The sequence below is a fragment of the Treponema berlinense genome (assembly GCF_052273165.1).
Lineage (GTDB): Bacteria > Spirochaetota > Spirochaetia > Treponematales > Treponemataceae > Treponema_D > Treponema_D berlinense_A.
This window is the reverse complement of record NZ_DAVZIU010000001.1, coordinates 1-19,451: the sequence shown is the minus strand read 5'-3', so window position 1 is coordinate 19,451 and position 19,451 is coordinate 1. Positions and strand designations below refer to the sequence as shown.

Here is a 19,451-nt window from a genome sequence, read left to right as displayed (position 1 = left end):
TGGCGTTAAATAATTTTAAAAAGTCGTTTTTCGTCAGTTTGCACAAATTTTTTTTTCCTGTACAATTCAATTATGAAGATTTTTCCTGCTAAAAGTTTTGATATTCTGGACATTTTAAAAATTGAACATGCGGCATTTATTCCAGCAATTCAAGAAAAACAAGCAACATTTGAAGAGCGCCTCCGTGTTTTTCCTGAAGGATTCCTGCTTCTTTCTGACAATTCTCCGGAAACCGTTCTCGAAAACGGCAAACCTCTTACCGCAGGTTATTTTACGAGCGAAATTTGGTCTTGCGTTCCTCAAACAGACAGTATTTTTATGCTCGGACATTCCGCCGAAAAAACACACGATCCGAACGGCTCGGTTTTATATTTTTCTTCATTTGCACTTTTGCCGGCTTTTCAGGGCAAAAAACTCGCAGAACCATTTTTAACCGGCTGCCTGGATTCAATTTGCGGAGCGTTTCCTCAAATTAAACAAATTATTCTTCTTGTAAACGAAGAATGGCACGGTGCAAAACACCTTTACGAAAAATTGGGATTTAAAGAACTCCGCACAATCAAAGACTTTTTTCCGTCATTAAAGAAAAGCGCTTCAGACGGAATTGTCATGCTAAAATCTGTCAAATAAGAGTTTTTTGATTTTTCAATGACTTTCTAACGAATCTGCCCGTCGCCGTCAATCAGATATTTTGTCGTCGTAAGAGCTTTAATTCCCATAGGTCCGCGAGCGTGCAGTTTTTGAGTACTTATTCCTAGTTCCGCACCAAAACCAAATTCTCCGCCGTCGGTAAAACGCGTGCTTGCATTTACGTAAACACAGGCTGCATCAATTTTTGACTGAAAAATGCGCGAATTCTGGCGGTTGTTCGTAACAATACATTCTGAATGTTTTGTATTGTGGGAATTTATAAAATCAATTGCTTCGTCCAAAGTGGAAACGGTTTTTACAGAACAAATAAAGTCTAAAAACTCAAACCCAAAGTCTTCGTCTGCGGCTTTTTTAATTTTTGCAGAATTTTGTACATTTTGAACAAATTTATACGATTTTTCGTCTAATCTCAATTCAACTTTACCGTCAAATTTTTCGATAAGTCTTGGAATAAACTGATTTAAGATTTTTTCGTTTACGACAATTGTTTCTATTGCGTTGCAGGCTCCCGGACGCTGAGTTTTTGCGTTCCAGGCAAGATTTAAAGCCATTTCAAGATCTGCGCTTTCGTCAACATAAAGATGGCAAATCCCCGCTCCAGTTTGAATTACAGGAACTTTCGCCGTCTGAACAACCATATTTATGAGTTTTGCGCCACCACGCGGAAGAGCAACATCAACTTTTCCAACCGCTGTCAAAATCTGTTCAACTTCTTCATGATTCTTGCACGGAGCAAGCGAAATTGATTCTTCTACTCCATTTTCTGCATTTTTTAAGCCTTGTTTTATCGCTTTTTCAAGAGCCTGATTTGAATTTATCGCGGAAGAAGAGCCTCTTAAAAGAATTGCATTACCGCTTTTGTACGCAAGAGCAAAGGCGTCTGCCGTTACATTCGGACGGCTTTCGTAAATAATTGCAACAACTCCAAGCGGAACACGAACCTGCCGAATTGTCATGCCAGCAGGAGTTTTCCAACCAGCAACTTCTTCTCCAACAGGATCGGTCTGACTTATTATCAATTTAAACGAATCTATTATTGAATCAATTTTTTTGTCATCAAGCGAAAGCCTTTCTACAAGACTCTCGCTCATTCCTCGTTCGCGTGCATTTTTCACATCGAGAGCATTTGCTTCAAGAATGATTTTTCGATTTTTTTCTATTGAATCAGAAACACTAAGCAAGGCCTCATTTTTTTGACTCGCAGTCTGCAAGGCAAGTTCAGATGAAGCGTTTTTTAAGCTGGCAGTTATTTTTTCAATATCCATAAATCAATCATCCGATAAAAATTTTAGTAATTTGCAAGAAAATACATTCCAAGCAAAAGAAGCGCGCGGCTTTTCTGGTCAGAAAAATTTGCTTTTTCTGGAAGATTTTGAATATACCACCAAAAAACTCCAAATTCTGGATCAATACGCAAAGAATACTCTTCAAAAATTGGTTCTTTAGAAGTCGGTCCAAACATCAAGTAAACGACATCAGACAAAATATGGCCAAAACGGCTATATTCATCTGCATATTTTCCAGCTTCGATGTAAGCGCAGAACTGCTCCAGATTGTACAAAACTTGCTCTTTTACGGTCTCATCGTCTTTTTCAACCCAGGTTTTTTGAATCAAAAGCGTAAGATTTTTTTTAAATGAAGAAATTAGCTTTGAGTCATCACTACCAGCAAGAATTTCTGCAAAAACTTGTTCTGCACTAAACAGTCTGGAAATCGTTACTGCAAGAGAATTCACTTCTTGAATGTCTGCAACATCTTTAATTTTTTCAACTGCACTGATAATTTCTGGCTCTACAAATTCGCTAATTAAATTAGATTTTGTCATATAACAATTTTATAATTTTTCAGCGTATCTGTTCAAGTGCAACAAAAATGAAAATTTGACAGTTTGCAAATTCAGTTTCAAAATATATCAATAAAGTTAAATTAACTTTTGTCATTCTGACAGTGCACTTATGTGTAAGGTTTGCGTTGCAAACTTCATCATCACTAAAAATCAAATCGAAAATTAATTTTTTCGCGTTGAATTTTTATCGGAGGTTCTCAATGAAAAGATCTTTATTTATTCTTTCGGCAGCGGCTATTACGTTGTTCGGTTTTGCTTCGTGCAATAAATCTCAGGCAAAAAAATCTGCCGTTCAGGAAATTATTTCTCAGGCAGAAAATATGACTTTTGATGAACTTTGCCAAAAGGCAATCGAAGAATCAAAAAATGCTACATTAAAGGGCATCGGAAACTCAAGCCGCGGAAAAACTGCTGGAGCCTCATTCATCAAATATCTCAAGTCGCTTGACTCAAGTTATGCAGGAAAGATTGAATGGTCTCAGCCAAAAAACAATTCAATCTTTACAACCCTCAATGTTGACTACAAAAGTGCAAATCCTGAATATTTTATGACACTTATTCAGGACGGAAACCAGATTCAGAGCAAGATGATGGACACTGGAGTTCTCCGCACATTTATTCCAAAAGAATGGGCAGAAGCAAACAAACTTGCAAAAAAAGACTATCCAGAGCTTCTTCCTTTGCAGACTTTGAATAAAATTTTTATGTACAACCATTTGAACGGCGTAAAATTTACAAACTGTTGGGATTTTGTTGCTCCAGGAACACATGGTCTTTTCATGGGCGTAAATTCCGAACTTGTCGGAAAAAACTTCCTTTATATGCTCACTGCTGACAAATACGCAACCTGGCTCAAAAACGCATTTGACAAACTGCCAGCCGAAAAACAGGCTCAGTTTAATTCTGTACTCGATGAATGTGCAAAACTTGCAGAAAACTTTGGTCTTGAATCAAAGAACGCAAAATACGGTCTTGCTTACATTAAACTCTGGGTACAAAACTACAACGAAGAAACAGACGACGGTCCAATCTGCAATAGCATTGTAAAAACTTCTGCTGCAGGCGAATTTGCTCTCATCGTTTATTCAAAACTTCGTTCAATTGCCGAAACAGCTGACGTTTCTGTAAAAAATATTTCTGTTGCAGCTTACGAAGAAGGTTACACCGGAATCGGTGGTTACGGATACAGTCACTATCTCGAAGTTATGGATTCTTCTCCATACCCATGGACTGCCTGCGCATTTATTTCTTACATGGTTACAAAACTTGACGGTTTTACAGCCTGGGGAAAAGACATGGGCGGTTACTCTGCAAACCCTGTTCTTGCAGCAGAAAACGAAGCAAAATTCCATCACAGCATAGCTGGTGGAAACGACTTCCCTGCAAAAAACGACAGAGGCTTTGAATGGTGGGCTGCAGAAAACGGTGGCGAACTCGTAATCGAAGATCCAAAATATTGTGCCGAAGTTTCAGTTGACCTCGGCGACTGGATTGACATTACACGTGCAAACCGCAAATAAGTTTTAACCCATTTTTGCCACAAAGCGAAAGTTGAGCCTGTCAAAATACAATATCCGTTTTGACAGGCTCTCTAACCTTTATGGAGTCAACTTTTTAAGCTGGAGGTGCTTTTTCTATGGCAAACAACAATCTTCAGACCCAGCTGAAGCTCAACAAAATAAAAACATTTTTTTACAAACCACAAAATGTAATTCTTCTCTTATGCGGAATTGTTCTTTCTGTAACGACAATTGCTCCAATCCTGTATTTGATTCAAGATACGGTAGCAGTTCATGCAGGAACAGTCGATTCCTTAAAAACCGGTTTAAAAGAAGGTCAAATAACTTTCTACAACTGGATTGATCTTTTTACAGGCCGTCTTGCAAAAGCAAATTTATGGACACCACTTCTAAACACTGTCCTTCTTTCTGTTTTTGCCTGTCTTATTGCAATTTTTTATGGCGGGCTTTTTGCATATTTAATCACCCGAACAAATTTAAAATTCAAAAAATATCTTAGCGCAATCTTTATTTTTCCTTACATTATGCCACAGTGGACACTTGCCATGGTCTGGAGAAACGCTTTTAACAGCAATGCCGTAACTGGCGGTTCAGACGGACTTTTGGCATCACTTTTTGGAATAAAAATGCCTTTATGGTGGTGTCAGGGAATTTTTCCTTCAAGCATAGTTCTCGGTCTGCACTACGCAGCCTTTGCATATATTTTAATCGGTGGAATTTTCCGCAACATGGATGCAAACCTCGAAGAAGCGGCAACAATTCTGGATACTCCAAAATGGAAAATCTTCCTTCACGTGACAATTCCTCTCGTAAAACCTGCAATTCTTTCGACAATTTTGCTCGTTTTTGGAAGTTCGATGGGAAGTTATCCTGTTCCGCATTATTTAAGCCTCGAAACTCTTTCTACAAAATATGTCGGTTTGAGTTCTGGCCGTGCTGGAGAAGCCAGCGTTATTGCAGTAATAATGATGGTTTTTGGAATTGCAATCCTTCTTTTAAACCAAAGAAGCACTTCAAGCCGTCAGAATTTTACAACTGTAACTGGAAAATCTGGTCAAATTTCAAAAGCAAATCTCGGTAAAATCGGAAAATATTTAATCGCTTTTATTTTTATCGTAGTTACGCTTTTTACAAGCATTTATCCGATTATTTCGTTCGCCATTGAAACATTCCTGCCAAATCCAGGCGACTACAGTTTCTTAAAAACAGGCGATTTTGAAATGCTTACGACAAAATGGTGGACAACTTCAGACACCTTGGGCGAATACGGACTTTTTGGACAACTCGGAATTCTGCACAACGTTCAAATCTGGAAATCTTTCTGTGGACAATTGTTTGTTGCAATCTGCTGTGCACTTTGCGCTGGAACAATCGGAACCCTGGTCGGCTATGCGGTAAGCAAAAACCGCAGAAGCAAGAGCGCCGCCTATGTAAATTCGGTGGCATTTTTGCCTTATCTTATGCCCTCTCTTTCTGTCGGTGTAGCCTACTTAATTTTTGGAAAAGCGCTTTCGATTGGCGGAACCTTCCTTATATTGATTCTTGTTGGAACGGTAAAATACATTCCTTTTGCAAGCCGAAGTTCGCTCAATTCAATGCTGCAACTTTCCGGAGAAATCGAAGAAGCCGCAATAATTCAGAATATTCCATGGGTAAAGCGAATGTTTGGAATCATAATTCCAATTCAAAAGAGCTCGATTCTTTCGGGATTTTTGCTTCCGTTTATGACCTGTCTGCGAGAACTGACGCTCTTTATGCTTTTGTGCGACCAGTTCAAGATTATGACAACAGCAATGGATTATTTTGACGAAATGGGACTTTACGCCTTCTCAAGCGGAATGAACCTTATTCTTATTATTACGATTTTAATTTTTAACGCTTTAGTAAACAAACTTACAGGCGCAAGCATTGACAAAGGTGTAGGAGGTAACTGATATGCCACAGATAAAACTTACAAATGTTACAAAACGCTGGGGAAAATTCTTTGGTGTTGATAAATTGAATCTTGTCATTGACGACAATTCATTCGTTACTCTCCTCGGACCTTCCGGCTGCGGAAAAACAACAACCTTAAGAATGATTGCCGGCCTAGAAACTCCAACCAGCGGAAAAATCGAAATTGGCGACACTGTTGTTTTTGACAGCGAAAAAGGAATAAATATTCCTGCAAACAAGCGAAAAGTGGGATTTTTGTTCCAAAATTACGCACTCTGGCCAAATATGACGGTTTACAAAAATATTGCCTTCGGTTTGAGCAATATTTCCGAAGAACTGCCTGTTTATGACTTTGAAGCAAAAACTTCTGACCAGATTACACAGATTTTGCGCGGTTCTGTCGAACTTGTGGAACTGATAAACGGCTGCAAGGGCAAAGACGGAAAAATCGATGAAGAAAAAGTTCTCTTAAAAATCATAGATACTTTTACGGTTTCGATGTTTACTGCAAAAAAAATATTTGCAATGAAGCTCCAGAACGAAGAATTCCCGTCAGAAAAAGCAAATTCGCTCTGCAAAGAATACGAAGCAAAAATCAAAGCTATCGAAGAAAATTACAAACAAAAAGGAATTTCCTTAAATGATGATTTTGCTTTAGTTCAAAACGGAAAAATGCTTACAAAAACGCGCAAACTCACTTCTGAAGAAATTGACCTTGCAGTGCGCCGTGTAAGCCGCGTCGTAAAAATTGGAATGTTTATGGATCGCTATCCAGCAGAACTTTCCGGCGGACAGCAGCAGCGCGTAGCAATCGCAAGAACACTTGCTCCAGAACCAAGCGTTCTTTTTATGGACGAACCGCTTTCAAACCTCGATGCAAAACTCCGATTAGAAATGCGATACGAACTTCAGCGGCTGCATATCGAAACAGGAAGCACTTTTGTCTACGTAACTCACGACCAACTCGAAGCTATGACGCTTGCAACAAAAATATGTCTTATAAACAACGGTGTTTTGCAACAGTACGATGCTCCTCTCGACGTTTACAATCACCCGAACAACCTTTTTGTTGCCGATTTTGTAGGAAATCCTTCTATTAATTTTATAGACGCAAAAGGTGAACAGACAGCCGACAAACTTGAACTTACGCTCTTTGGCGACAAAAAATTGATTTTTAAGCCGGAAACAAAAAACGGCGAAGAATTCAATTTGGAAAAATGGTACAAAACCAGAGATGCCGACGAAGTTGAAACAGCAAAAAAACTCGAAGACGAGTCAAAACAAAAAGGCTATGTTGAAAAACAGAACAAGGACGAAGTTTTTAAGTATCATATTGCAAAAGTGAACGAAGAAGAAGGCTTTGCTGCAAAAAAAGATTCGCCAGCTCAAAACGGCGACTTTGTTCTTGCAGTCCGTCCAGAATTCATAAAACTGACCGAAAATGGAAAATTTGACGGCGAAATTCGAGGTGCGTTGCCAACAGGAATGGAATCGACAATAAAAATCAGTATTGGCGAGTTTTTGTTGACAAGCGTTGTTTTTGGCGGCGTAACGTTCAAAATTGGAAGCAGTCAAAAATTCGATTTTACCGGCAACGACTTAATGCTTTTTGACAGAAAAAGCGGAAAACTCATTACGCACGGAAAAATTGAATAGTTTGTCCTGATTTTCAAAAATGGCGGTTTTTCTGTAAAAAGACAAGCCGCTGTTTTTTGAAAGCAAATCCTAGCCCGTGCCGGAACAGCGCGCAAGCGTCCGCCACGGCGGATGAAGCGAAAGCGGAACTGTGGAGCGGACGGTTAGAGCGCAAAATATGCTCCAGAATTTCATTTTTCTTTTATTCGTTATAAAATATTTTTATGATAACATCTTCTCTTAAACGTTTTGTCCATCCAGATTTGTTGCATGGAAGCATTTTTAAGGCAATTGTGCTTTTTACGTTGCCACTTTTTGTTTCGTATATTTTTCAGCAGCTTTATAATGCGGCAGACACGGTTATTATCGGGCGGCTTTTGGACGACAGCGCGCTTGTCAGCATAGGAGCGTGCACGGCTCTTTACGAACTTTTGGTCGGTTTTGGAATTGGTTTTGGAAACGGTCTGAGCATTGTTGCGGCAAAAGCGTTTGGGGCAGGGGAAGTTGAAAAATTAAAAAAAATTACGGCGGCTTCGCTTGTAATTACAATTTTTGTTACCGTTTTTATTATGATTTTGACAGCCTTTGGGCTAAAACCAATTATGATTCTCCTAAAAACGCCAGCCGACCGTCTGAACGAAGCATATTCTTATATTTCGGTGATCACGCAGTTTTGCGGAGTTTTGTTTGCATATAATCTTTTTGCAGGAATGTTGCGCGCAATCGGAAATTCTTTTGTTCCGCTTTTGTTTTTGATTTTTTCTTCGGTTTTAAATGTAATTCTGGATTTTGCTTTTATAAAGGCGACAGGTTCAATTCGAGGAGCTGCAATTGCGACGGTGATTGCGCAGTTTGTGTCGGGATTGCTCTGTCTTATCTACATTTTCTGCGCAGCAAAAATTCTTGTTCCATCTTTTAAACATTTTTCGTTCGACAGTTCGCTTTATAAAGACTTGGTAGGGCAGGGGCTTTCCATGGCATTTATGGGAGCAATCGTCCATTCGGGAACTGTAATCCTTCAAAGCGCCATTAACTCGCTCGACCAAATGATAATTGCCGGTCACCTTTGCGCCAGAAAAATTTTTACCCTGACAAACATTCCAATTATTACGCTTGGGCTTGCCGCTTCGACCTTTGTTTCGCAAAATTACGGAGCCGGACAAATTGAGAGAATCCGAAAAGGTGTAAGAATTTCGATTTTTATAACAATTGTCTGGACATTTTTGCTTTTTTTGCCGGCGTGGTTTTTAACAGAAGATTTAATCAAATTTATTACAAATTCAACAAACCCAATTCTCCTTGATTACGCAAAAAAATACATCCTGTTTACTCTACCTTTTTATCTTGTTTTGGGCGGACTTATCGTAATCCGGAATGCCTTGCAAGGTTTTGGACAAAAAATTCTGCCTTTAATTTCGAGCGTAATTGAACTTGCAGGCAAAGTTACCTTCACCTGCCTTATAATTCCAAAACTCGGAAAATGGGGAGTTATTCTGTGCGAACCGCTGATTTGGTGCGTAATGCTCGTGCAACTTTTGACAGTTTATGTGCGGCTTACTAGAGGCAATTCGTGTACGCCGTCGCCAGAGCCGCAGGCAAAAAATCCTGCCGAATAACCAATTTTTTGAGTATAAGCCTTTTGGACATTTTCGATAAAAGAATCGACTTTTTGTTTTTGAACCAAGGCGATTGCACAGCCACCAAAACCAGCTCCAGTCATTCTTGCACCCAAACAACCCTCCTGTTTCCAAGCGGTTTCTGCAAGAGTGTCGAGCTCAATTCCTGTAACTTCGTATTTTGAGCGGAGCGACTCGTGGCTTTCGTTCAAAAGTTTGCCGAGAGCCTCTAAATCTCCATTTTTTAAGGCAGCGGCCGCTTTTAAGACACGCTGATTTTCAAAAACACAATGTTCCGCCCTTTTTTGCAAAATTTCGTCTTTTATGAGCGATTTATTTTTTTCCCATTCTTCAGCCGAAAGTTCGCAAAGAGCATTGATTTTAATTCCGGCAGATTGCAAAATTTTTAAGCCCTGTTCACATTCTGCACGGCGTTCATTGTATTTTGAATCCGAAAGTTTTCGCACCTTGTTCGTATTCATTACGATAAAACAGCAGTCGCCGAGTTCAAGTGGAACATATTCGTATTCAAGGGTTGCGCAATCCAAAATTTCAGCAAACTTATTTTTTCCAGTTGCAATAATGAACTGATCCATAATTCCACACTTTGTATTCATAAAACGGTGCTCGCTCATCTGCCCGATTTTTGCAATTTCTGTCCTGCTCACGTCAAAACCAAAAGTTTCGCAAACTGCAAAGGCAAAACCACATTCCAAAGCCGAAGAAGACGAAATTCCGCCGCCAGCAGGAATATTTGACGCCATTAAAATTTCAAAACCGCAGTCAAAAACAAAACCCTTTTCTTTTAACTGAGTCAAAATTCCATTCAAATAATTCGCATAATCATTTTCTTTTGAATAAGCAAAATTATCGTTTATATCAAACTCAAAACTGAGCGGAAATTTTACATCTTTATAAAAAATTTTCGAATCGCGCCGTTTCCTAATCGCCACATACAAATAACGGTTAATGCAAGCCGGAAAAACCTTGCCTCCGTTGTAATCGATATGTTCGCCAATAATATTTATTCTAGCTGGAGAAGCAAAAATCCGCACGGAGTCCTTCTCGCCACCGTAAATTTCCATAAAATCATTCAAAAGTTCTTCCGGTGAATATTCTTTTTTTGTAAGTGAATTTTCCATTTTGTCCTCCAGAGCAAAAATTCAATATTCGGGTGGCTTTTTGTTCTACAAAAACCGGGCTTTTCGGGGTTCCGGCTTTCGCCTGCATTCCTCCGCAAAGCTCCGGAACGGCTCCGCCGCCCCTACAATCCCTGCCACAAAACCGCAAGGTGTGCACTTTTAACATTTTTCTGTTAAAAATTCATAAATCGTTTTTTGATAATATTCTTCGCCAGAGAGCAAAATGCAATCTGGAAAATTTTTATGGTTCATGCAATCTGGAAAACGCTGGGCTTCAAAGCAAAGTCCGTCAAAAGGCTTTTGCAAAACTCCATTCTTTCCCGTAAAATTTTCAAGATAATTTCCAGTATAAAACTGAATTCCGCGTTGGTTTGTATAAATGTTCATTTTTATGCCAGATTTTTCAGATTTGCACCAACCAACTCTTTCCACATTTTTTTCGTCCGCCTTTGTCACAAAACAGTGGTCATAACCGCGCATTCCCGTCATTTTTTGCAATTTTTCTAAATCTTTGCCAACAAGTTTTGGCTCCAAAAAGTTGAATACAGAATTTTCACTTTTTCGAACATCTAAAAATTCTCCCGTAGGAATCATTTCGTCCACTTTTAAAATCTGCTGACAATCCAGACAGACAGTGTGATTTAAGATATTTTCTCCTTTACAGCCGTTCAAATTAAAATATGCGTGATTTGTTAAATTTATTGGAGTTGCTTTGTCTGTTTTTGCAAAATATTCGAGAACAAGCTGATTTTTGAAATTTAATGAATAAATAACTTTTAACTCGAGATTTCCAGGAAAATTCTGCTCGCCGTCGCAGCTCAATCTTGTAAAAACAATTCCGGCACTGTCGTCCTTTAAAAAAGGTTCGGCCTGCCATATTTGCTTTTCGTAACGAAAAAATCCCCCGTGCAGACAGTTTTTTCCGTTATTTACGTCCAAAACATAATTTTTTCCGTCAAGAAAAAATTTTCCGCCGGCAATTCTGTTGGCAAACCTACCGACAATTGCATTGTGCGCCTGAGTTCCATTTTTCCAGCCAGAAAAAGTATCAAAACCTAAAAGAACATCGTTTTTTTCGCCGTTTTTATCTGGAACAAAGAGATTAGTAATCGTGCAACCAAAATTCATTGCAGAAAAACTCATCTGACCGTTAGAAACAGTCCAGCCGTCAACATTTTTTTCTATATTAAAATGCAAAATGTCCATAATCTATATTCAAGCCGAAAACACGATTTGTCAAGAAAGATAAAAAATCCGCCTGCTAAAACTAAAAAACTTTTATTAACCGCCAAATTTAGCCCGTGCCGGAACAGCGCGAAGCGTTCAAAAGACGGAAAACTTTTCCGTCTTTTGAATGGAGCGTAAGCGGAACTGTGGAGCGGACGGTTTATGGGTATGATGCGCTCCTAAAAATAAAAAAATCTGACCAATTCTAATTTTTAAACATAATTCTGCACAAATGACTGTCGAGCGTTTTCCACGAAACTCCGAGTTCCCGGGCAAGAGAACTTTTTGTGCGTCCCTGGAGGATTTCTTTTTTTATGTAATCGCTGTTTTGAGAAAGTTTGTAAATCGTTGATTTTTGGCCTTTTTTGCGTCCAATGTGCTTGCCTTCCCGGCGAACCCGGTTTAGCCCGATTTTTGTGCGCTCAGAAATAAGCTGCCGTTCAATTTCTGCCGAAAGTCCGAACGCAAATGCCAAAACTTTTGACTGAATGTCGTTACCGAGCCTATAACCGTCTTTAATTGTCCAGACTTTTACGCCGTTTTCCAAAAAATGCTGCAAAACGTTCATAATCATAATGAGCGACCGGCCAAAACGCGAAATTTCCGTGCATATTATAAGGTCGCCCGAATGAGCCGAATTCATAAGAATTTTACCAAGTTTGCGGTTTTCTGGCCGCTTAGTTCCGCTTATTTTTTCTTCAATCCAAGAATCAATTTTTAGACCGTTAAGCTGGCAGAATTTTTCAATTTCCATCTGCTGATTTTCCAAATTCTGGTGGCTGGTCGAAACCCGAATGTAACCGTAAGTCATTTAATATCTCCAAAAAAATAAAATTTAAAGAATATAGTAGCACACCGCACAAACACTCCCCACACACAAAAGAAATACCAAAAAATATAGCCACAAAAAAAATTAAACATTCCGCAAAAAAGTCAAGCCCCCAAAAAATGCAAAAATACACCAAACCCCTATTAAAAAAAACCGTTGGTTTAAATTCCATAGAAAAATAGGAGGATTTTTTATTATGAAAAAAATCGTAACCGCAGCTGCAATTGCTGCTATGGCTGCTTCTTTTGCTGCTGCTGAAGTAACAACTTCGTTGAATGTTCGTGTTCGTCCAGACCTTTATAAAGTTGAAGGAATAACAAAGACGAAGACTGCAGACGCTTACACAAAAACAACTTATGCTGACATCGATGGAGTTGCTACAAACAGCGACACACTGGCTGTAAAAGGCTCTACAGACTACGCTGGTGTAGTTGCAGAAATTACTCTTTTAAATCCAGGTAACAAGAACACAGAGAATGGAGGAGTTAAAATCGACAATTACTATGGCTGGTTGAACTGGGGCGCTCTAAAGTTTACAGCTGGTACTTACGACAGCCGCTACACAAACCGCGGTAACTACACAGCTACAGAACAGGGTATTCTTGATGAAGAATTCTCAAAAACTCATGGTCTTTCTATAAAGAATGGACTTTCAAAAACAGCATTTGGAAAAACCGGGGGCTTCAGTTGGTTGGTAGATTTCGGCAACGTTTCTCAGGTTGCAGCCGGCAACAACACCTCTTTTATCGCAGACTATACTTTCAACGACATTGCTGGCGGAAAACTTCTTTTGAAGGGCGGTCTTGTTGAAAATGGTTCTAATAAACAGTATGACGATACTACTGATGCGACAAAGAAGGATAAAGATGTATTCAAACAGTCAGAAGGATACGTATTCGAAGCGGCTTGGAGAAAAGACGGTATAGCTGCTGTAGATTTTATCTTTAAGAATCCTGTAAACAAACTTTACGGCTTTGGTCTTTATGTAACACCGCTTATGATTGCTAATACAAAAAATGTTGTAGTCGGCTTTACTTACGGTATGGATACAAATGACTATGATAAAAAGGAAAACGGTCTGGACAAGGCTTTCGCGATCGACCTCCGCGGTCAGTACAACATCAACTCTAATATGACCGTTGCCCTCGGTGCTAAGTACGAATCTGTTTCTTACCAGAACGATGTTTCATTGACGGATTCTGATGGAAAAACGGTAAAGGAAAGTTCAGCTTCTGCTATGCAGGTTGCAGCCGAATTCTCTTACAAAGTAAACGACATCGTAACTGCTGCCTTTGACTTCGGCTACTTCAATGAAGACCTTACAGATGTAGACAGCAATTCAGACGACAGCTCACAGTTCATCGTAACTTCTCTCCGTGGTAAATTCACAGCTGGAAAGAACGCTGCTATTACAACAGCTCTCCGCTTGAACAAAGTTCTCAATCCTAAAGACGGTGGAACAGACTACACATTCGACATTCCAGTTGTTCTCCGTGTAAAGATGTAACTTTAAGTCATTTGATTTAATGAGTTAAAATTTGCTTGGACTTCCTGTATTTCTTAAAAAGACATGCAGGAAGTCTTTTCTTGTTATATATAATATATGAATACAAAATCAAAAAAAAATTTTTATGTGTCATTTTCTTTAATGGCAATTTTTGTTTTATCTTTTTTTATTTTTTTATCTTGTCAAACGGTTAAAACCCTTAGTTTTAACGATATGTCGCCATTTGCAATAATCTCTGTAACAGGAACAAACCTTGTTTCCTGGCAAAACACAGAACAAAATGATAATGACGAACAGATCGACACCGATGGTGCATTTAATTCTTTGGTAAATCGTGTAATAGATTCAAAAAATCCTGAAATTTTAACAGCAATTGACCGTTTGGATTATGCAGAAGAATCTTTTCGTCTGATAACAAATGAACTTACAAATGCGAAAGTTATTGCTAAAGAAGCTGTTGTAAATTCAGACATATATAAATATTCATACCGAAGTATTTTTAATTCACTTTCGGACTCAACCTGCGCTACAGGTTACAAGGACATGACTGTGATCGGCGCAAAAAAAGCGCGCTTGTTGATTCAAGGATTGGAAGCAAAGTCGCTTGTAGCGATGGATTTTAATTTTAAGAAAATACTTGCATCCGGAAATAAAAGAAACGGACAGGTTGCGGCAGCAATTACAATGAAAATGAAAATCCTCGATGAAAAAGGACGAGTTGCCGTCAACAAAGACTATTACAGGCAATCTTCACAGGCAGTCCTAATTCAAGGAGGATACTACGATAAAGATGCGCTTATCGAAATAATAAACACGACAATAGACGAGCTTATAACAGCATTTGTCGTTGAATATATGTAATTTTTACAGAGAGTCTGTTCTAAAAAACGAACAGCCCACTTTTTTTACGGCTTATGAGCTGGTAAAAGAAGAAGCAATTGTAAAAAAATTTGATTTAAGACTGTTTGTGGTGCGCTCCAAACAAAAAGTCAAGCAAAAAAACACCAAAATTGGCATCAAAAATTAACAAAAAATAGTTGATTTTTATAAAAAAATAATTTAGGCTCTTGCCTGTTAGCATTATAAAACAATAGTTGTCCTACACAAACATAACAAACGGACAATATACTGTTTTTTTTAATTTCAAAACTGGAGGAAAAAATGTTTTGTAAAAATGTAATCAAATCTTTGTCAGCTGTTGTATTTTCAACAGCAATTTTGGCTTCTGCTTCTGCAGAACTTTCTGTTTCTGGTCACGTACGCGCAGGTGCGGCCGTAAACACAGATGCAGAATCTCTTGAAACTTCAACCTGGCTGGGCGGAAACTACTTTGGTGGCGGTTCTCGTTCTCGTATCGAAATTTCTTATGACGAAAAATTTGGCGGAGCAACATTCAGATATACAAATACTGATTTTGAAAATTTCTTTGACAGTGAATGTATTGACTGGGCAATGGCTTACGCAAACTTTCTTGATGGAAAAGTAATTGCCGAAGCAGGAAAAATCACAGACCGGTTTACATCTTCTGCTGGTTGGGAAGATACAGCCCTTGACGGTGGAAAAGGTGTAAGAGTTGTTGTAACTCCTGTTGAAAATCTTTTCCTGACAGCTTCTGCAACAGACGCAAATGCAGAAAAATACGAAGCAACTGACAACAAAGTAAAAGACGGAAAAGCTAAGGCAGGCGACCTAAAATTTAATAAAAATATTCTTGCATTTTCTGCAAAATACAGCACAGACGCATTTTTTGCAACAGCAGCTTATTCTCCGGCAAAACTCGGATACGCTTCTTTAGGATTTACAGCGGTAGAAAATCTCAGTTTTGTAGTTGAAGGTATTTACGACGGAACAGCCGACAGCGATGCAGAAGACAATACAGAAATCTGCTTTTGGGCAGAATACACAGGTATCAAAAACCTTACAATCGGTGGTATTGTAAGCTACTTTGTTGCAGACAGCGAGTACTACGATGCAGGAAACACAAAAATCCTCATAAACCCAGCAGTTGCTTACAATCTTACAAATGTTGTAAAACTTTCAGCAGAAGCATCATATAACGTGTATGACTGCAAAACAAAAGACGATTACTTTACAGTTACACCAGCAGTTACATTTAGCGCAGGAAAAGCTTCAGCAACAGTTTACGCAACAATTCCATCTGACGACGACTACGAAAAAACAACAATCGGAACGGGCGTACGTTATGATTTCTAAAAAAAAATAACAAAAATCAGGAGCTAGACTCCTAAGACAAAGAGAGAAGTGCTAAAAAAATACAGTGCTTCTCTTTTTTTATTTTAAAGGAGCGCACCACAACCTCAAACCGGCTTCTTCACGGTTCCGCTTACGCTCCATTCAAAAGCCGGAAAAATTTTTCCTGCTTTTGAACGCTTTGCGCCGTTCCGATCCGGGCTAAGTTTTTTTTTCAAAACTAAAAGTACAGCCAACAACCTTGCTTAGAGCAAAGTTAACCGTTGTTTTATGCATAAAAAAACCAGCCTTTCGGCTGGCTTTTGTTCATTTAGAACTATTTTTGGCTATGCAACATTACATCTTAACACGGAAGATCATTGGAATAGCAATGTTCTGTACTGAATCACCGTATGTTTCTGCTACGTCGTAGTTTTCGTATACAACACCTACAGAGATTGAATTTCCGCCAGCATAGAACTGTGCCCATGCAGAAGCGCGCAACTGGATAAGTGCATCTGTTGTTTCTTTTCCGTCTTTGTCTGCAAGTTTTTTACCACCGTTTTCGCCAAGACCAATCATGTCTGCAACAATACCGTATACTGCAAATTTGCTGTTAACCTTGTAGCGAACCATCAAGTTGTTTGTAAGAACTGAATCACGTTTAACTGTTGTACCACCGTGTTTACCGTTTGTTACAGCAGCATTGTCTGCAATACCTTTTGTTGTTTCATTTTTCTTTCCATTGAGTTTGTTAATGCTTTCTTCTGCGTCAACAAGTGCTGAGTAGCTGTGGAAAGATGTAAAAGAAAGAGCTCCCATTTTGTAGTACAAACGGAGGTCTGCAGACCAGTCTGTAAAATCACCGTCTACAACAGAACCAGCGCCACCGATTGTTGCAGTAAGGTTGTTCATGATTTTTGGCTGGAGGTAAGCACCGAATGCCATTGCATCAGTGTATTTATTGTCTTTCTTATATTCGCTCTGTCCGTATTTGAATACAAATTCGCCTGAGCCATAAGCAGTATTTGCTTCAACAAGACCTACGAGAGTGTGTCCCTGAAGATTTCCACTTGATTTAGAGGCGCTTTCGTCAGATTTTTCATTAGAAATATAAACACCGTTTACTTCGAGTTTGCAAGCCTTAAAGTTGCGGATGTTGTATTTAGCACCAATTGCATAGCTTTCTGAAGCATTTACATTTACTGGCAATACAATGTTGTCTACGAAGAATGATGGTGAACCTTTGAAAGCAGAACCAAGTTTCTTGAATTCAAAGTCCATACCTTCAATGTTTCCCGCATCAACATCTGCCTTGTTGCGGTATGCACCTTTTACTTTTCCGTCTGCCCAGAAACCTGCAAAAAGACCAACTTTGCCAATCTGCAAGTCAGCTCCGAGTGTCTTTGTGCGGAGTTTTGAAGTAGTAGCTTCATCACCTACAACTGTAATTGCGAAAGAGGCAATATCCCCATCAAGTTTAATTCCGAGGTTATCTGTACCAGCTCCAGAATATGCATCTGTAAACAAGATTTTTGATGCTTCGTCTGTTGTACCATATTCATTGTTATGAGAGAGGAGTGTTGCACGCTGTCTGTAGTTGAGAGTAACTCCAACATCTGCAAATGCGGCTCCTGCAACCATTGCACCTAAAGTAAGTGCGCTAATTATCTTTTTCATTTAATTCCTCCAAGAATTTTTATCTAAGCAAGTTCCTTTCCGTTTATTACAGAGAAAGAGTTACATAGATTGGCAATGAAACATCGCCTACACCTGCATAAGGAGTTTTGTTGTCCCAACGCATGTCGAATGCAGCAGTAAATAATGCTTTTTCAGAAATCTGGATTTCGCAAGCTGGTGTAAATGCTGTAAGGTTGTTGCCATTGCTAGCATCGAAGTCGCGAACTGTGTTCTGCAATGTAGCGAGGAAGCGGATATTGTCGCCTGCAACATGGTTTACAGAAAGCATTGTCCACATTGCGTTTAAATCATCTCCTGATGCAGACGATTTAATTTCTTTAGCAATTGAAGAATAGTTGAACATACCTGTTACAGCAGTTTTTTCTGTAATTGCATAGCGGGCACGTGCATCAATTCCGAATTCTTTATCGCCGTCATAATTACCCATTGTAAAGCCAACTGTAGCTCTGAGGTTTTCTACCATAAGAGGGCTTACGAAAGCACCAATAATAGTTGCTTTATCCTGAGGGTTTTTGATTGCAACGTCTACGTTGATAAGACCTTCCTGACGGTATCCTACTTCTGCAACAAATCCTGACTGTGAGTCATATTTGCCATAATCACTTTTTACGATACCAGCTTTTACAAGAAGAGTTCCTGGAAGTGTGTCTGCAAGAGTGTAAGCAAGAACGGTAGCCATCTCACCTTCTGTAAGGTTGTCTGAGTCAGAAGCTCCTAGACCATCGATTACACCGAGTTTATATGCTTCGTAATATTTTCCGTCGAGATCACCAGCATCGCTCTTTATGCGGTCGCTGTAGCGTCCAGACCATTTTCCAGAAGTTACCTGCAAATTTCCAACTGGAAGACCAAATGTCATCCAACCATAATATGAATCGAGTTCGAGTTTGCTTGTTGCTTTAGACCCGTCTTCATTAATATCCCAGTCAAAAACTACACCGGCAATATCGTTAGAAAGTTCAAGACCAAGACAATCTGAGCGTTCTACGCTGTTAAATGCCTTAGATGTTCCACCAACGATATTTGTTCTTTTCCAAGAAAATGAAACGTCGGCAAATGCAGTACCAGCAAGAATCAAACCTGCAGCAGCTGCGGCTACGATTTTTTTCATAATAAAAAATCCTCCTATTTTTTCAGGAAATTTAAACCAACGGTTTTTTTTAATTCCCTTTACCCTAAATTATAAATCCCTGTTTTTTTATAGTCAACGTTATTTTTTGTAAATTTTCTGTCAAATTTGTAACTTGGAAGACGAAAGTTTGTTATTTTCCTACTTTTTAAGGAATTTCTTCTAAATAACGAACAATGTATTTTTTTGAAGAAAAATTATCTGATTATAGAACTTGAAGCTCGGCATAATAAAAAAAAGCACCTTTTTACCGCAATTGCAAAACCAAGGTGCCTTAAAAATTTTTATTTTTTTAACTTGTCGACTTGAGAAATCTCCAGCCCAGTGCACTTAGCTACAATTTCTGCCGGGATATTATTTTCAAGCAATTTTTTGGCAGTTTCGAGAGTTTTTTCGTTAGCCATATCCTTTGCCATGTCCTTTGCAATGTCTTTTGCCATGTCCTTTGCAATGTCTTTTGCCATGTCCTTTGTAATATTTTTTACTCTTTCCTCTGTCCGGGCTTCGACCTGCAGCTTAATCT

Annotated in this window: 15 protein-coding genes and 1 pseudogene; 8 read left to right on the top strand and 8 right to left on the bottom strand. The window is 38.9% G+C overall.

Annotated features, from left to right (window positions below; translation table 11 throughout):
• The first annotated feature begins 72 nt into the window (after positions 1 to 72).
• Positions 73 to 630, top strand: a complete 558-nt coding sequence (locus tag ACT6XC_RS00080; protein ID WP_443740403.1) for a GNAT family N-acetyltransferase — start codon at positions 73 to 75, stop codon at positions 628 to 630.
• Positions 631 to 656: 26 nt separating this feature from the next.
• Here ACT6XC_RS00080 and ACT6XC_RS00075 read toward each other — a convergent pair whose 3' ends face one another.
• Complete coding sequence (locus ACT6XC_RS00075) at positions 657 to 1,916, bottom strand: glutamate-5-semialdehyde dehydrogenase (protein ID WP_443740402.1); 1,260 nt, start codon at positions 1,914 to 1,916, stop codon at positions 657 to 659.
• A 23-nt stretch (positions 1,917 to 1,939) separates the two neighbouring features.
• Complete coding sequence (locus ACT6XC_RS00070; RefSeq protein WP_443740401.1) at positions 1,940 to 2,476, bottom strand: hypothetical protein; 537 nt, start codon at positions 2,474 to 2,476, stop codon at positions 1,940 to 1,942.
• 221 nt (positions 2,477 to 2,697) lie between these two features.
• On the opposite strand from ACT6XC_RS00070, the gene ACT6XC_RS00065 reads away from it, so the two are divergent.
• From ACT6XC_RS00065 to ACT6XC_RS00050, 4 genes are all read left to right on the top strand, one after another.
• On the top strand, positions 2,698 to 4,017 hold the full coding sequence (locus ACT6XC_RS00065; RefSeq protein WP_443740400.1) for a hypothetical protein: 1,320 nt from the start codon (positions 2,698 to 2,700) through the stop codon (positions 4,015 to 4,017).
• Between the two features lie 116 nt (positions 4,018 to 4,133).
• The gene (locus tag ACT6XC_RS00060) at positions 4,134 to 5,951 is read left to right on the top strand and encodes an ABC transporter permease (protein ID WP_443740399.1); all 1,818 of its coding nucleotides are present in this window, start codon (positions 4,134 to 4,136) and stop codon (positions 5,949 to 5,951) included.
• 1 nt (position 5,952) lies between these two features.
• Entirely contained in the window at positions 5,953 to 7,608 is a 1,656-nt protein-coding gene (locus ACT6XC_RS00055) for an ABC transporter ATP-binding protein (protein WP_443740398.1), read from the top strand.
• A 203-nt stretch (positions 7,609 to 7,811) separates the two neighbouring features.
• Complete coding sequence (locus ACT6XC_RS00050) at positions 7,812 to 9,203, top strand: MATE family efflux transporter (RefSeq protein ID WP_443740397.1); 1,392 nt, start codon at positions 7,812 to 7,814, stop codon at positions 9,201 to 9,203.
• Here ACT6XC_RS00050 and ACT6XC_RS00045 read toward each other — a convergent pair.
• From ACT6XC_RS00045 to ACT6XC_RS00035, 3 genes are all read right to left on the bottom strand, one after another.
• Positions 9,131 to 10,345: a galactokinase gene (locus ACT6XC_RS00045; RefSeq protein ID WP_443740396.1), complete on the bottom strand. Its 1,215-nt coding sequence runs from the start codon at positions 10,343 to 10,345 to the stop codon at positions 9,131 to 9,133. The genes ACT6XC_RS00050 and ACT6XC_RS00045 overlap by 73 nt on opposite strands.
• A gap of 159 nt (positions 10,346 to 10,504) precedes the next feature.
• Entirely contained in the window at positions 10,505 to 11,551 is a 1,047-nt protein-coding gene (locus ACT6XC_RS00040) for an aldose epimerase family protein (protein ID WP_443740395.1), read from the bottom strand.
• A gap of 226 nt (positions 11,552 to 11,777) precedes the next feature.
• Entirely contained in the window at positions 11,778 to 12,383 is a 606-nt protein-coding gene (locus ACT6XC_RS00035; protein WP_443738302.1) for a recombinase family protein, read from the bottom strand.
• Between the two features lie 214 nt (positions 12,384 to 12,597).
• Here ACT6XC_RS00035 and ACT6XC_RS00030 point away from each other — a divergent pair, with 214 nt between their 5' ends.
• The 3 genes from ACT6XC_RS00030 (at position 12,598) to ACT6XC_RS00020 (ending at position 16,122) form a co-directional block, all read left to right on the top strand.
• Entirely contained in the window at positions 12,598 to 13,908 is a 1,311-nt protein-coding gene (locus tag ACT6XC_RS00030; protein WP_443740394.1) for a hypothetical protein, read from the top strand.
• A 213-nt stretch (positions 13,909 to 14,121) separates the two neighbouring features.
• The gene (locus ACT6XC_RS00025; RefSeq protein ID WP_443740393.1) at positions 14,122 to 14,769 is read left to right on the top strand and encodes a hypothetical protein; all 648 of its coding nucleotides are present in this window, start codon (positions 14,122 to 14,124) and stop codon (positions 14,767 to 14,769) included.
• A 300-nt stretch (positions 14,770 to 15,069) separates the two neighbouring features.
• Positions 15,070 to 16,122: a hypothetical protein gene (locus tag ACT6XC_RS00020; RefSeq protein ID WP_443740392.1), complete on the top strand. Its 1,053-nt coding sequence runs from the start codon at positions 15,070 to 15,072 to the stop codon at positions 16,120 to 16,122.
• 333 nt (positions 16,123 to 16,455) lie between these two features.
• Here the strand turns inward: ACT6XC_RS00020 and ACT6XC_RS00015 are convergent, their stop codons facing one another.
• The 3 genes and pseudogenes from ACT6XC_RS00015 to ACT6XC_RS00005 form a co-directional block, all read right to left on the bottom strand.
• A complete protein-coding gene (locus tag ACT6XC_RS00015) occupies positions 16,456 to 17,778 on the bottom strand; it encodes a hypothetical protein (RefSeq protein ID WP_443740391.1) in 1,323 nt (440 codons plus the stop codon).
• A gap of 46 nt (positions 17,779 to 17,824) precedes the next feature.
• Entirely contained in the window at positions 17,825 to 18,910 is a 1,086-nt protein-coding gene (locus tag ACT6XC_RS00010; protein ID WP_443740390.1) for a hypothetical protein, read from the bottom strand.
• A 302-nt stretch (positions 18,911 to 19,212) separates the two neighbouring features.
• Positions 19,213 to 19,451 (bottom strand): annotated as a pseudogene (locus tag ACT6XC_RS00005) (hypothetical protein); the annotation flags it as partial.